The sequence below is a fragment of the Megamonas hypermegale genome (assembly GCF_900187035.1).
GTDB classification, from domain to species: domain Bacteria; phylum Bacillota; class Negativicutes; order Selenomonadales; family Selenomonadaceae; genus Megamonas; species Megamonas hypermegale.
Genome location: NZ_LT906446.1, coordinates 1,364,864 through 1,378,657 on the forward strand (window position 1 = coordinate 1,364,864; position 13,794 = coordinate 1,378,657).

Annotated in this window: 16 protein-coding genes; 1 reads left to right on the top strand and 15 read right to left on the bottom strand. The window is 36.3% G+C overall.

The annotated features are described in order from the left end of the window. Positions 1-7: 7 nt before the first annotated feature. From fabF to CKV65_RS06535, 11 genes are all read right to left on the bottom strand, one after another. A complete protein-coding gene (gene fabF, locus CKV65_RS06485) occupies positions 8-1,249 on the bottom strand; it encodes a beta-ketoacyl-ACP synthase II (protein ID WP_027889858.1) in 1,242 nt (413 codons plus the stop codon). 16 nt (positions 1,250-1,265) lie between these two features. Further along, positions 1,266-2,210, bottom strand: a complete 945-nt coding sequence (locus CKV65_RS06490; RefSeq protein ID WP_027889859.1) for an NAD(P)H-dependent flavin oxidoreductase — start codon at positions 2,208-2,210, stop codon at positions 1,266-1,268. Between the two features lie 86 nt (positions 2,211-2,296). Beyond that, the gene (locus tag CKV65_RS06495; protein WP_027889860.1) at positions 2,297-2,527 is read right to left on the bottom strand and encodes an acyl carrier protein; all 231 of its coding nucleotides are present in this window, start codon (positions 2,525-2,527) and stop codon (positions 2,297-2,299) included. 56 nt (positions 2,528-2,583) lie between these two features. Next, on the bottom strand, positions 2,584-3,327 hold the full coding sequence (gene fabG / locus CKV65_RS06500) for a 3-oxoacyl-[acyl-carrier-protein] reductase (RefSeq protein ID WP_027889861.1): 744 nt from the start codon (positions 3,325-3,327) through the stop codon (positions 2,584-2,586). A 1-nt stretch (position 3,328) separates the two neighbouring features. After that, complete coding sequence (fabD, locus tag CKV65_RS06505; protein WP_027889862.1) at positions 3,329-4,273, bottom strand: ACP S-malonyltransferase; 945 nt, start codon at positions 4,271-4,273, stop codon at positions 3,329-3,331. Positions 4,274-4,310: 37 nt separating this feature from the next. Then, positions 4,311-5,258: an enoyl-[acyl-carrier-protein] reductase FabK gene (gene fabK, locus CKV65_RS06510; protein ID WP_027889863.1), complete on the bottom strand. Its 948-nt coding sequence runs from the start codon at positions 5,256-5,258 to the stop codon at positions 4,311-4,313. Between the two features lie 3 nt (positions 5,259-5,261). After that, positions 5,262-6,266 (bottom strand): beta-ketoacyl-ACP synthase III, encoded by a 1,005-nt coding sequence (locus tag CKV65_RS06515; RefSeq protein WP_027889864.1) that lies wholly within the window; start codon positions 6,264-6,266, stop codon positions 5,262-5,264. Continuing rightward, entirely contained in the window at positions 6,247-7,290 is a 1,044-nt protein-coding gene (gene plsX, locus CKV65_RS06520; RefSeq protein ID WP_027889865.1) for a phosphate acyltransferase PlsX, read from the bottom strand. The genes CKV65_RS06515 and plsX overlap by 20 nt, the downstream gene beginning before the upstream one ends. Continuing rightward, positions 7,287-7,862: a transcription factor FapR gene (fapR, locus tag CKV65_RS06525; RefSeq protein ID WP_027889866.1), complete on the bottom strand. Its 576-nt coding sequence runs from the start codon at positions 7,860-7,862 to the stop codon at positions 7,287-7,289. Before fapR ends, plsX begins: the two co-directional genes overlap by 4 nt. Before the next feature lie 182 nt (positions 7,863-8,044). Further along, a complete protein-coding gene (gene rpmF / locus CKV65_RS06530) occupies positions 8,045-8,224 on the bottom strand; it encodes a 50S ribosomal protein L32 (protein WP_027889867.1) in 180 nt (59 codons plus the stop codon). A 49-nt stretch (positions 8,225-8,273) separates the two neighbouring features. Beyond that, on the bottom strand, positions 8,274-8,783 hold the full coding sequence (locus CKV65_RS06535; protein WP_027889868.1) for a YceD family protein: 510 nt from the start codon (positions 8,781-8,783) through the stop codon (positions 8,274-8,276). Between the two features lie 129 nt (positions 8,784-8,912). Here CKV65_RS06535 and CKV65_RS06540 point away from each other — a divergent pair, with 129 nt between their 5' ends. Beyond that, the gene (locus tag CKV65_RS06540) at positions 8,913-10,157 is read left to right on the top strand and encodes a nucleotidyltransferase (RefSeq protein WP_027889869.1); all 1,245 of its coding nucleotides are present in this window, start codon (positions 8,913-8,915) and stop codon (positions 10,155-10,157) included. On the opposite strand, the gene rodA is transcribed toward CKV65_RS06540, so the two are convergent. The 4 genes from rodA to CKV65_RS06560 form a co-directional block, all read right to left on the bottom strand. Next, positions 10,154-11,272: a rod shape-determining protein RodA gene (gene rodA, locus CKV65_RS06545; protein ID WP_027889870.1), complete on the bottom strand. Its 1,119-nt coding sequence runs from the start codon at positions 11,270-11,272 to the stop codon at positions 10,154-10,156. The two genes, CKV65_RS06540 and rodA, sit on opposite strands and share 4 nt — an antisense overlap. Before the next feature lie 87 nt (positions 11,273-11,359). Beyond that, a complete protein-coding gene (gene yfcE / locus CKV65_RS06550; RefSeq protein WP_027889871.1) occupies positions 11,360-11,917 on the bottom strand; it encodes a phosphodiesterase in 558 nt (185 codons plus the stop codon). A 126-nt stretch (positions 11,918-12,043) separates the two neighbouring features. Further along, positions 12,044-12,508: a 6,7-dimethyl-8-ribityllumazine synthase gene (ribH, locus tag CKV65_RS06555; protein WP_027889872.1), complete on the bottom strand. Its 465-nt coding sequence runs from the start codon at positions 12,506-12,508 to the stop codon at positions 12,044-12,046. A gap of 78 nt (positions 12,509-12,586) precedes the next feature. Beyond that, entirely contained in the window at positions 12,587-13,786 is a 1,200-nt protein-coding gene (locus CKV65_RS06560; protein WP_027889873.1) for a bifunctional 3,4-dihydroxy-2-butanone-4-phosphate synthase/GTP cyclohydrolase II, read from the bottom strand. Positions 13,787-13,794 lie beyond the last annotated feature (8 nt).

Below are 13,794 nucleotides of genomic sequence, written 5' to 3' on the forward strand. Positions count from 1 at the left end.
AAAAACCTTATTTAATCTTCTTCAAAAGAATAGTTGCATTATGACCACCAAAACCTAATGAATTGGAAATAGCAACATTTACATCTTGTTTTCTAGCTACATTAGGTACATAATCCAAATCTAATTCTTCATCAGGAGTTTCATAGTTAATTGTTGGTGGAATAATACCATTTTTTATTGTTAAAGCTGTAGCAATACATTCAATACCACCAGCTGCACCAAGAAGATGTCCAATCATGGATTTATTTGAACTGATTGCTAATTTATAAGCATGGTCGCCAAAAGCACGTTTAATGGCATTAGTTTCTGTTTTTTCATTAAGCTGAGTAGATGTACCGTGAGCATTAATATAATCAACATCAGTCATTTCAAGACCTGCATCTTTTACTACATTTACAAAGCAACGAGCTGGCTGTTTTGCATCTGGGTCAGGGCTTGTCATATGATAAGCATCAGAAGTCATTGCATAACCTGCAAGTTCTGCATAAATTTCAGCACCACGTGCTACAGCATGTTCATAGCTTTCTAAAACAACGACACCAGAACCTTCACCCATGATAAAACCGCTACGATTTTTATCAAATGGACGAGAAGCTTTCTGTGGATTATCGTTCATATCTGTGCAAAGTGCTTTCATAGAAGCAAAGCCTGCTACTGGAAGAGGAGAAATACAAGCTTCTGTACCACCTGCTACCATAACATCAGCTTCACCACGCTGAATTACACGCATTGCATCACCAATAGCATTTGTACCAGTTGCACAAGCTGTTACAGGGCAAATGCTTGGACCTTGTAAGCCAAAAGTAATGGAAGTCATTCCAGCAGCCATGTTACTAATCATCATAGGAACACAGAAAGGGCTAACGCGGGAAGGACCTTTTTCAAAAATAACTTTGTATTGGTCATGAAGTGTTTCAATACCACCAATACCACTACCAATGAATACACCAATGCGTTCTTTATCTTCTTTTGATAAATCCATTTTCGCATCTTCAAAAGCAAGTTTTGTAGCAGCAATAGCAAATTGAGTATATCTATCCATGCGTCTTGCTTCTTTTTTATCAATGAAATCAGCCGCTTTAAAGTCTTTTACTTCTGCTGCAATCTGAGCTTTAAAATCACTGGCATCAAAATGAGTGATTTTATCTATACCGCTCTTACCTGCAACTAAGCCTTGCCAAAAAGCGTCTTTACCAATACCGATAGGAGATATTGCTCCTAAACCAGTAATAACTACTCTATTTGTCAAAACAAACACCTCTCATTTAGTCTATTGCCGCAATTTCAGATTTCAAACGAGAAATAATCTCTTTAACCGGCAATATTTCTTTGATTCTGTGTATATATTCGCCTGTAAACACCAAACCAGTTTCCACATCACCTTGTTCTGCACGAATTAAAGCATCTATTATGCAGAAATTATGTTTACAATTCTTAAGACATGCTTTACAAGTTTTTGGTGGAACTGGACCTACCATAATTCTATCCGCAAAAGGATTTCTTACGGCACGCCCTGGAAGACCTACCGGAGAATGTATAACCACAATGTCGTCCGGTTGAGAATTCAAATAAAATCTTTTAAGTGCCGGAGCAGCATTAGATTCTTCACTAGCTGCAAAACGTGAGCCCATTTGAACACCGTTTGCACCCATCTTTATAAGATCAACAATGTCCTGACCAGTAAGTACACCGCCTGCTGCAACAACAGGAATATCTACTGCCTTAGTGATAGCAGGAATCAACTCACGTATAGAAGAAGTGGTTCCTAAATGGCCGCCAGCTTCTTTTCCTTCTACAACTATAGCAGTAGCGCCAAGACGTTGGGATATTTTCGCTAATTTAACAGATGAAACAATCGGTACTATAGGTGTACCTGATTCTTTTCCAAGACCAAACATATCGCGGGAAAATCCTGCACCAGCTACTACAAGGTCAATACCTTCTTCAATAGCAGTTTTTACAACTTCACTAAATCCTCTAGCTGCAACCATGATATTAATACCAATAATTCCAGACGTTAAAGACCGCGCCAAGCGAATTTCGTACCTTAATTCATCAGTCGGCATACCAGATGCAGCAATTAGCCCAATGCCGCCTTCATTTGCAACGGCAGCAGCCAGTCTTGCAGTAGATAAACGTACAGCCATACCACCTTGAATAATTGGTACCTTTGCAATTCTATTGCCAATTTTCAGTTCTGGAAGTTTCAAATTAACTCCTCCAATCCGCTCTTTTGTACTATCTTTAGAAAATCCCGTGGAACTTAACCACGGGACTTTCTAAATAAACGCTAAAATTATTTATGCTGGTCAATATAGGTTACAACATCCTGAACAGTTTTAATTTTTTCAGCAGCTTCATCAGGGATTTCGATACCGAATTCTTCTTCAAAAGCCATGATTAATTCTACAATGTCAAGAGAGTCTGCACCTAAATCGTCGATGAAAGTAGAATCGATATTAACTTCATCAGCTTCAACACCTAACTGTTCAACTACGATATCTCTAACTTTTTCAAAAGTAGACATCCTTGTCACCTCCTCCTCAGAATAACCTTATTTATTCTAAATATATTACTGCAATATTACATTACCATACCGCCATCAACATGGATAACCTGGCCTGTAATATATGAAGCCTTATCAGATGCTAAGAATAACACTGCATTAGCTATATCTTTTGGTTCGCCCATTTTACCAAGTGGTATGGAAGCTAAAACGTGTTCCTGAGCTTTTTCTGGCATAGCAGCTGTCATATCTGTAGCAATGAAACCTGGAGCTACTGCATTTACAGTGATGCCACGACTTGCCATTTCACGTGCTAAAGATTTTGTAAAACCAATTACACCAGCTTTTGCTGCCGCATAATTTGTCTGACCTGCATTACCCATGATACCAGATACAGAAGACATATTGATAATTTTACCAGAGCGTTTTTTCATCATGTATTTAGCAGCAACTTTTGTACAATTGAAAATACCTGTTAAATTTGTATTGATAACAGCATTCCAATCGTCTTCTTTCATACGAATAAATAATCCATCGCGTGTAATACCTGCATTATTTACTAATATATCAATACCGCCAAATTCTTTGATTACTTCTTCAACCATATTCATAGCAGAATTTTCATCACTGACATCTGCTTGAATAATCATAGCTTTGCCGCCCATTTCAGTTATTATATTTTGTACTTCTTCAGCAGCAGTTTTATTTCCTGCATAGTTTATAGCAACTGTAGCGCCTTCTTTGGCAAGCTCAATAGCAATGGCTCTACCAATGCCTCGAGATGCTCCAGTTACTAGAGCAATCTTACCATCTAAAAGCATATTATCGAACCTCCTTGAAATAGTCAAGAGTTTTTTCAAGAGTTTCGATATTTTCTACATTTAAGGATTTAAGTTTGCGGTCAATTCGTTTATTAAAACCACATAAAACTTTACCTGGGCCTACTTCAACATAAGTATCTGCACCAAATTCTTTCATTGTTGCAACACAATCTTCCCATTTAACAGGGCTTGCTGCTTGTTTTACAAGGCTTACTTTAATATCTTCAGCTTTTGTTAATGCTTCAGCTGTTACATTTGTTACAACTGGAATTTTAGCATCACTAACTACAACTTTGTCAAGTTCAATAGCAAGTTTAGCTGCAGCAGGTTCCATTAATTTACTATGGAATGGTGCACTAACTGGTAAAATAACACATTTTTTAGCGCCAGCTTTTGTCATTTCTTCACTAGCTGTTTCTACACCTTTAGCAGTACCCGCAATAACTATTTGACCTGGACAGTTGAAGTTTACAGCTTGTACTAAAGCTGTAGAAGCTGTTACTTGTTCACAAATTTCAACAATTTTATCACGGTCAAGTCCAATAATAGCAGCCATGCCGCCTTCACCTACTGGCACAGCTTCCTGCATGTACATACCACGTTTATGTACGAGATATACAGCATCAGCAAATTTTAATGAACCAGCTGCTACGAGTGCAGAATATTCACCTAAACTATGACCACCAACGATTTCTGGAGTGATACCGTTTTCTTTTAAAAGTTCATTACAAATAACACTCATTGTTAAAATAGCTGGTTGTGTATTAGCTGTAAGCTTTAAATCCTCAGCAGGGCCATTAAAGCACATATCCATAATGGAATATCCAAGTGCTTCATCTGCTTCTTTAAACAATTTTTTTGCGATATCATATTTATCGTAAAAATCTTTACCCATTCCGACAACTTGAGAACCCTGACCTGGGAATAAAAATGCTAATTTACCCATCTAATCACCCTTTCATTTTCAATTAATTTATAATTAATTATTTACAATTATTTTCTGCTTTTTGAAAAGTAGTATCAAGACCACTTACTATTTCATCGATAATCTGTTTAACAGGTTTTACTTCTTTGAACATACCACAAATCTGTCCAATCATAACAGAACCCATTTCTACATCGCCTTTTCTAGCAGCGAGGTTTAATCCGCCAGCACCAAGTTTTTCAATTTCTTCGATTGGTGCATTAGCTTTTTCCATTTCATCAAATTTACGTGTTAATTTATTTGCAATAACACGTACAGGATGACCTGTAGAACGACCTGTTACAACAGTAGAACGGTCTTTTGCTTTTATTACCATTTTTTTATAATTTTCATGGGCAATACATTCTTCAGAAACAACAAAACGAGAGCCCATTTGTACGCCACATGCACCAAGTGCAAAAGCTGCTGCCATACCGCGGCTATCACCGATACCACCAGCTGCGATAACAGGAATATCAATAGCATCTACAACTTGCGGTACAAGTGCCATTGTAGTGATTTCTCCTACATGACCACCGCTTTCAGTACCTTCAGCGATAACAGCATCAACACCAGTACGTACTAAGCGTTTAGCAAGTGCTACAGACGCAACTACTGGTATTACTTTAGTACCAATTTCTTTAAATGCAGGTATGTATTCACCTGGATTACCTGCACCTGTTGTTATAACTGGTACTCGTTCATCAAGAACTACTTGAATAACTTCTTTAACAAATGGAGACATAAGCATTATATTTACGCCAAATGGCTTATCTGTCCATTTTTTTACTTTTTGTATTTCGGCTCTTAAAAGATCAGGAGGCATATGTCCTGCTCCAATAATACCAAGACCACCAGCATTTGAAACTGCTGAAGCTAATTCAGCTGTCCCAAGCCAAGCCATACCGCCTTGAAATATTGGATATTTAATATTTAATAATTTACAGATAGGATTGTTTTCGAACATCTTTTAGTCCTCCTTAGCCCATTTCATAATACATGATGCCCATGTAAGACCCGCACCAAAACCAGAAAGAGCTATGATTTCACCTTTTTTCAATTTACCTTCTTGCTCAGCTTCTGCTAGAGCAATAGGAATTGAAGCGGCTGAGGCATTGCCATATTTTTCAATATTGACAAATACTTTTTCCATAGGAAGATGCAATCTTTTTGCTGCCGATTGAATAATTCTGATATTTGCTTGATGCGGAATTAAATAATCAATATCTTCTTTCGTTAAGCCTGCTCGTTCTAAGGATTTTATAACAGTTGAACCCATAGCTTTTACAGCAAAACGGAAAGTTTCTTTACCATTCATATGCAAGCAATGCATGTGATTATCAATTGATTCTTGGTCAGCAGGGTGTCTACTTCCACCACCTGGAATTTCAATCGTTTCTGCTCCAGAACCATCTGCTCCAAGGTCAAAAGATAACATACCGTAACCGTCTTCAACTACGCCAAAAACGGCTGCACCGGCACCATCAGCAAATATAATACAAGTATTTCTATCTTCCCAATTAACGAATTTTGATAAAGTTTCGGCACCTACTACTAATACTTTTTTATATACACCTGTTTCAATGAACTGCGTTGCAATTGCTGAACTGTAAACAAAACCAGAGCAAGCTGCCGATAAATCGAAAGCGGCTGCATTTTTTGCTCCTAATTTTTCCTGCAAAATACAAGCAGTAGATGGTGTATTACTATCAGCTGAAATTGTAGCAACAATAATCATATCGAGTTCTTCAGCTGAAACCTTAGCATCTTCTAATGCTCTTTGTGCTGCTATCAAAGCTAAATCAGATGTTGCCTGTTCTGGCGCACAAATACGTCTTTCTTTGATACCAGTACGTTCAGTAATCCACTCATCATTAGTATCTACCAATTTTTCAATATCTGCATTAGTAAGGATTTTCTCTGGAACATAATAACCTAGGCCCAGAATGCCCGCACTATTTAATTTCAGTGTCATGGCTTAGAATTTCCTCCTTATCTATATTATCTCTAATTTGAGTTAATACGTCTTTTTTAACGTACTCACAAGCCTGTCTTATCGCATTGCAAATAGACTTGGCATTAGAACTACCATGAGATATTATACAACAACCATTAACTCCTAGTAAAGGAGCTCCACCATATTCAGTAACATCTATCTCTTTACCCATTTTTTTAAGTGCTGGCATCAAAAGAAGTGCACCTATTTTGGCTAAAATTCCACCATTTTGTACGGCATCTTTTGCCATTTTAACTAAAGTTTTAGCTAAACCTTCAGCAAATTTTAAAACAATATTTCCTACAAAACCATCACAAACTACTACATCAAAATTACCACTAGGAATGTCTCGTCCTTCGGCATTACCTTGGAAATTAATTGTCTTCATTGCTTTCAATAGTGGATAAGTTTGTTGTGCTTGTTCATTACCTTTGGTAGCCTCTTCACCAATGTTCAATAGACCGACTGCGGGATTTTGTTTGCCTAATACACATTTAGCATAAATAGAACCCATTAATGCACTTTGCAATAAATGCTTTGGTTTACAATCTACATTAGCTCCTGAATCCAACAATAAAGTTGCTCCGCCTTTAGCCGTCGGTATTGGAGTGGCTATTGTAGGTCTATCTATTCCTTTTATACGACCTAATACAAATAGCGCAGAAGCTGCTGCTGCTCCTGTATTTCCAGCTGATACAACTGCATCACACTCACCATCTTTTACTAAACGTGTAGCTACAACGATTGAAGAGTCTTTTTTACGACGAACAGCTACTCCTGGATGTTCTCCCATACCGATTATATCACTGGCATGATGAATAGTAATTTTACTATCTTCACTATTTTTCCATTCTGGATAATATTTTTCCAGCTGCGTTTGTATTTGAGTTCTATCACCGACTAGTACAATTTCACAACCATAGCGTTTAACGGCCCATGCAGCACCCTTTACAATTTGCTCAGGTGCAAAGTCACCGCCCATAGCATCCACTGCAATTTTCATACCTTCGGTCCTCCATTACTTTCCAATGAAACTAAAATAAATTTTGCACGGAAAACTTCTTTAGTACCATTTTTGATTTTTACCCAGACAAAAAATTTATTTCCTCGTCTGTGTTTTAATTCAGCTTTGGCGACTAATTTATCACCAACATGTACTGGGGCTTTATATTTCATATTAGCTACGCCAGTCACAGCCATCGGCGCGTCAATGAGTGCTAATGCTAACGAATTAGCCTGCGCAAACATATATTCACCTTTAGCTACTCTGGACTTTTCAAAAACCATATCTTCAGTAATATTAAGCAAGGAAATACCTGATTTCCCAAGCTCCAAATCTATAAGTTCCCCAGAAACTTCTTTGCTACTAATAGATTTAACTTTCTTTTGTGTAGCTTCCGCTAATTGTTTTATTCGCTCTCGAAGCTCCGGAATACCAAGTTCTAAACGGTCTAACCTGATAGTCTGTATACTGACATTCAAAAGTTTTGCCAAGTCCTCATCTGTAAAAAAAGGCTTTGTTTTCATGTAATCTATTAATAGACTTTGTCTTATTCGCTTTTTTTCACGTTTCATCCTTCACACCAACTTTTAGTACCAGATAATAAAACCAGTTACAATTTGTTATTATACAAATTTTTATTTGGCTTGGCAAGTAAAATTTCTATAAAAATAAAATATGCTCTCTTTATAGATACCGTCAGTTAATCAACTAAAACTATATCTATAAAGAGAGCATATACATTCGCTCCAAAAAATTATTCTTCAGATGCGATAACTTCTTTACCATCATAATAACCACATTCAGTGCAAACATGATGAGGCATTTTTGGTTCATGACACTGTGGGCATGCAACATAACCAGGAGCTTCTAATTTCCAGTTAGCACGACGTCTGTCACGGCGAGCTTTAGACATTTTACGCTTAGGTACTGCCATTGACTACACACCTCCTTAACGAATAAAGGACTTAAAAAGCAAAATGCTTTTACCTGTTTTTTTGTAATAATTCCTGCAAAGCTGCAAGTCTCGGGTCAATAGTTTCCCGATTACAGCCGCATTCGGTTTTATTCAAATTAGCACCGCATACACTACATAAACCTTTACAATCTTCACTGCATAAATGCTTTGTCGGCTGAGCAGAAATTATAATATCGCGCACTAAATCGCCGATATCGATAATATCGCCGTCAAAACAATTCATATCTTCAGTTTTTGCAAGATTTTCATCTCGTGTAAATTCTTCCGCAAAAGGATAATTTCCCTCTACTTGATATCTTTCAAGACATCTATCGCAAATACATGCGACTAAGCAAGTGATATTTCCTTCTATGCGAAAACACATTCCTGTGTTTACAGCGGTTCCTTTGACCATGATGGGACCAGTAAGCTCACAATCATCTATGAGTTGTCCTATGTCTTCGGGTTTTGCATCAAAACTAAAAGCCATTTCATGACCAATTCTTTCAGCTATTTCCGATACATTTATTTTCATCATTAAAATCAACCTCAATCCATTATAGCCGTAGCCTTATATTTTGTCAAACAAACATAGTAACTTTTTGGGAAAAATTTTATTAATATGCTAAAATATTTTTCAAATAAATATTTTAAAGGAGAAACACTCATGCAAATAACTGGAATTATCAGTGAATACAATCCTTTTCACAACGGACATAAATACCTTATTGATGAACATAAAAAGCGCAATCCTAATACTCATTTTATCGCTGTTATGAGCGGTAATTTTACCCAACGTGGTGAAGCTGCTATTTTAAACAAATGGCAACGTGCACAATTAGCCATAGCAGGTGGCATTGATTTAGTCCTTGAACTTCCTTTCGTATTTGCCGTGCGCAGTGCTCAACATTTCGCCTATGGAGGTATCGACCTTTTAAACAAATTAGGCTGTGTAAACAATATCTGTTTTGGCAGTGAAAACACCAATAAAAATGAGCTGATGCAAATTGTACAAAGCTTTTTTAAACCAGAATTTTCATCACTATTTCAAAATAATATTTCGCAAGGCTTATCCTATGCGGCCGCGGTCAGTAAAACATTAAGCCAAATCACAAATGTTGATGAAGCGATATTAAAAGCACCTAATACTATTTTAGGCATTGAATATTTAAAAGCTATAAAAATGCTTCAAGCTCCATTTAGTGTTGACATCATTAAGCGCAAAAAAGCACAACATAATGATTTAAATTACCAAAATAATTTTGCCAGTGGCACTGCAATTCGTCATTGTCTCTATAAAGATAATATCAATTTTTCCGAACTTAAACAAGTTGTATTGCAAGAAACATTTTCCCTACTTCAACAAGCTTATATGCAAAAAAATCTACCGCAAGAAGATAATTTATTTTTATCACTTCTTTCTAAATTGCGCCTTACTAAACTCAATGATATAAAAAAAATCTACAACGTAAATGAAGGCTTAGAATTTAAATTATTAAAGGCTGCTACTCAAGCTAAAAATAGACAAGAACTATTAGATGAATTAAAATCCAAACGATATCCTTTGACTAAATTACAGCGAATGCTTCTTTATATTATGCTCGACTTAACGAAACAACAAATTGACAAATTTGATAAAAGCGGTGCTTTATACGCTCGCGTGCTCGCTTTCAGTGAAAAAGGCAAATACATCCTGCGTCAAATAAAAGAAAAATCCGCTCTTCCTATCATCACTAAAACGACAACTTATTTAGATAGCAAAAAACGCCGCCAAGAAGATTTGACGACGTTTGAGGAAATGTTATCTATAGATACGTATGCTACAGAATTATATAATCTCTGTTTCAATCCCGTTCATATTTACGGCGAAGATTTTATTACTTCGCCAATTTACGTTCAGAATAAAAATTAAAAATGCAAGGTTTGTTGCTTCATATGAATGTTCATCAATAAACCTAAACACGTTACATTCGTGAGCAGGGAACTTACACCATAGCTCATGAGTGGAAGTGGAATACCTGTAACAGGCATAACACCCATTGTCATACCTACATTTACAAGAACATGGAAACCCAACATAGATGTAATACCCGCTGCTAAAAGCATACCAAAGTTATCTTTACATTCACGAGCGATTTTTATGCCACGCCACAATACTATCAAGTATAGGCACAATAAAAATGCTGCTCCAATAAAGCCAAACTCTTCGCCAACTACGGCAAAGATAAAGTCTGTATGATTTTCTGGTAAGAAATTGAGCTGACTTTGCGTGCCACCGAATAAACCTTTACCAAAGAGCATACCAGAACCAATGGCTATTTTAGATTGAATGATATGATACCCTGAGCCTAGCGGGTCTACATTTGGGTCAATGAATACCATTATACGCATTTTCTGATAATCATGTAAAAATTGCCATATTATCGGCAACATTGCCAAAAAAGCCCCGAAAACGATGCCTAAGATACGCAAACTTATTCCAGCCACGAAAATCATGCCGAGGAAAATTGCTAAAAATACAAGTCCTGTTCCTAAGTCTGGCTGTTTAGCTACCAAAAGAAATGGTACTAATACGAACAAAGCTACAGGAGCAACATCTCGCCATTTAGATAAGCGACCTACTCTGCTCTCAAGTAAGGCAGCCAAAGCAATAATCATTATTACCTTAGAAAATTCTGATGGCTGAATACTAATAGGACCAATCATAATCCAACGCTGTGCCCCTAAAGCTGAATGACCAAAGAACATTACCGCCAACAACATTATTAAGTTGAAAATATATATTTTTTCTCCCCAATGTTTTAAAGCACGATAATCAAAAAAGTTTACAATCATAAAAGCCCAAATAAGACCACAGATTGCAAACATACCTTGACGCTGCAAATACCAATATCTATCTTCACTAGGCGTATTTACATGAGTTGCACTAGCAATTGTTATTAAACCTATAATCAAGATACCTATTACCGCCAAAGCCAAAGGCCAATCTAAACGCCGCAGCGTTCTGTTTTCTCTAATATTGAACATACTTACCTACCATTTCCTTTAATACTTAACTTAACTAAAAAATCGAGGATACATTTATCATATCCTCAATTATTATAGCAATTCTTTTTACAATGTCAAAGACATTATTATTTCATCAGTATCTATATCAATGATACTAATTTTTTTATCTTCTAAAATAGCAACTGTAGATTTTTTATCTTCACGTTTACTGAGTGATGGTGAACCTGGATTTAAAAATACAGTATTACCTCTTTTTTCTAATACATTGATGTGTACATGACCAGAAATGAACAAATCAGCCTTTAAGGCTTTTGCCATTTTATCTTTATCTTCATCCGTTTCTACATAATGACCATGAGTAGTCACAATCTTTAAGCCTTCTGCTACAACGTAAGTATATGGAGCCTGAATTGGCATATCCAATACTAAAGTATCAACTTCACTATCGCAATTACCTCGACAAATAACAACTGGCATAGGGCAAGCGTTTATTTTTTCTGCAAGTTTAGCTGGATTGTAGTCACTGAGCATAGGATTTCTAGGTCCATGATATAGCACATCACCTGCATGAATAATCATATCTGCATCTTTAAAATATTTATCATACGCTAAAGACCAGCGTTCATGACAACCATGTGTATCACTGATAATACCAATTTTCATAAAAAACACTCCTTTATAAATCTGTTGTTTTATGCTCATTATATCATTTTTTTGCTAAAAATAAAAAAATAAAAGAGTACCTTACTATAAAATAAGATACTCCTTTTTCATTTAAATCATTTAAAATTAAAATTTCTTTAACAAGCTTGCCATTTCCATTGCTGCCATAGCTGCATCTGCACCTTTATTGCCAGCTTTTGTACCAGCGCGTTCAATCGCTTGTTCAATATTTTCAGTTGTAACTACACCAAAGATAGTAGGTACGCCAGTTTGTAATCCTACTTGAGCTACACCTTTAGAAACTTCATTACAAACATAATCATAATGGCTCGTCGAACCACGGATAACAGCACCTAAGCAGATAACTGCATCGTATTTTTTGCTTTCTGCCATCTTTTTCGCTACGAGCGGAATTTCAAATGCACCAGGTACCCATGCAACATCAATATTTGCTTCATCAGTTTCATGACGGCGCAATGTATCAATAGCTCCACCTAATAATTTATTAGTGATGAATTCATTAAAACGAGCTACTACAATACCAATTTTTAAATCTTTACCATTTAAATAGCCTTCAAAAACATTAGCCATTAAAAATCTTCCTTTCTTATTTAAGATATATCTTTGGATTGAATAAAATCCATTGTATTTATTTTTTTATAAAATAACTTATTTAAGGAGATGTCCCATTTTTTCTTTTTTTACTTTTAAATACTTTTCATCATATTCATTAGCTGGAATTTGAAGCGGTACACGTTCTACAATTTTCAAACCAAAACCTTCAAGTCCTGCTCTTTTAGCTGGGTTATTTGTTAATAAGCGAATGCTTGTAAGTCCTAAATCTTCTAAAATCTGCGCACCAATACCGTATTCACGTAAATCTGGTGCAAAGCCTAAAAGAATATTAGCCTCTACAGTATCTTTGCCTTGGTCTTGCAAAGCATATGCTCTTATTTTATTAGCTAAGCCTATTCCTCTGCCTTCTTGACGCAAATAAAGTAATACGCCTTCTCCTTCTGCTTCGATTTTTTCCATAGCTAAGTGAAGCTGGTCGCCACAGTCGCAACGCATAGAGCCAAATACATCGCCAGTCAAACATTCAGAATGAACACGCACTAATACGTTCTTTTTGCCACGCACATCGCCTTTAACAACAGCTAAATGACATTTATCATCTAATTTACTGCTATAAGCTATAACTCTAAAATGACCGAATTTATTTGGAAAATCTGCTTCTGCTACTCTTTCAACCATTTTTTCTGTAGCTTTGCGATATGCGATAAGCTGAGCTACTGTAATAAATACGAGATTGTGTTTTTTAGCAAATTCAATTAAATCTGGTGTACGTGCCATATGACCGTCTTCTTTCATGATTTCACAGCAAAGTCCTGCTGGTTTAAGTCCCGCAAGTTTAGCTAAATCTACAGTAGCTTCTGTATGTCCTGTACGGCAAAGTACGCCACCTTCTACAGCGCGAAGTGGAAACATATGACCTGGACGACGTAAATCTTCTGGTTTTACATCATCACTGATTAAAGCTTCAACTGTTCTTGCTCTTTCAAATGCAGAAATACCAGTAGTTGTATCTTTAGCATCGACAGATACTGTGAAAGCAGTTTCATGATTATCTGTATTATGGCTGACCATTTGTTCTAAGCCAGCTTTTGCAATCAATTCGCCTGACATTGGTACGCAAATTAAACCTTTAGCATGAGTTGCCATAAAATTGATTACTTCTGGTGTAGCTTTTTCAGCTGCAACGATTAAATCGCCTTCATTTTCTCTATCTTCATCATCAGTTACAAGTACCATTTGTCCCTGTTTAAATGCTTCAATAGCTTCTTCAACTGTATTATATTTAAAATCCATAGTTATAC

Excerpts from the sequence above, each read along its gene's own strand:
- CKV65_RS06495 (WP_027889860.1), bottom strand. The coding sequence starts at position 2,527 with ATGTCTACTTTTGAAAAAGTTAGAGATATCGTAGTTGAACAGTTAGGT.
- fabG (WP_027889861.1), bottom strand. The coding sequence starts at position 3,327 with ATGCTTTTAGATGGTAAGATTGCTCTAGTAACTGGAGCATCTCGAGGC.
- fabD (WP_027889862.1), bottom strand. The coding sequence starts at position 4,273 with ATGGGTAAATTAGCATTTTTATTCCCAGGTCAGGGTTCTCAAGTTGTC.
- fabK (WP_027889863.1), bottom strand. The coding sequence starts at position 5,258 with ATGTTCGAAAACAATCCTATCTGTAAATTATTAAATATTAAATATCCA.
- CKV65_RS06515 (WP_027889864.1), bottom strand. The coding sequence starts at position 6,266 with ATGACACTGAAATTAAATAGTGCGGGCATTCTGGGCCTAGGTTATTAT.
- plsX (WP_027889865.1), bottom strand. The coding sequence starts at position 7,290 with ATGAAAATTGCAGTGGATGCTATGGGCGGTGACTTTGCACCTGAGCAA.
- fapR (WP_027889866.1), bottom strand. The coding sequence starts at position 7,862 with ATGAAACGTGAAAAAAAGCGAATAAGACAAAGTCTATTAATAGATTAC.
- rpmF (WP_027889867.1), bottom strand. The coding sequence starts at position 8,224 with ATGGCAGTACCTAAGCGTAAAATGTCTAAAGCTCGCCGTGACAGACGT.
- CKV65_RS06535 (WP_027889868.1), bottom strand. The coding sequence starts at position 8,783 with ATGATGAAAATAAATGTATCGGAAATAGCTGAAAGAATTGGTCATGAA.
- CKV65_RS06540 (WP_027889869.1), top strand. The coding sequence starts at position 8,913 with ATGCAAATAACTGGAATTATCAGTGAATACAATCCTTTTCACAACGGA.
- rodA (WP_027889870.1), bottom strand. The coding sequence starts at position 11,272 with ATGTTCAATATTAGAGAAAACAGAACGCTGCGGCGTTTAGATTGGCCT.
- yfcE (WP_027889871.1), bottom strand. The coding sequence starts at position 11,917 with ATGAAAATTGGTATTATCAGTGATACACATGGTTGTCATGAACGCTGG.
- ribH (WP_027889872.1), bottom strand. The coding sequence starts at position 12,508 with ATGGCTAATGTTTTTGAAGGCTATTTAAATGGTAAAGATTTAAAAATT.
- CKV65_RS06560 (WP_027889873.1), bottom strand. The coding sequence starts at position 13,786 with ATGGATTTTAAATATAATACAGTTGAAGAAGCTATTGAAGCATTTAAA.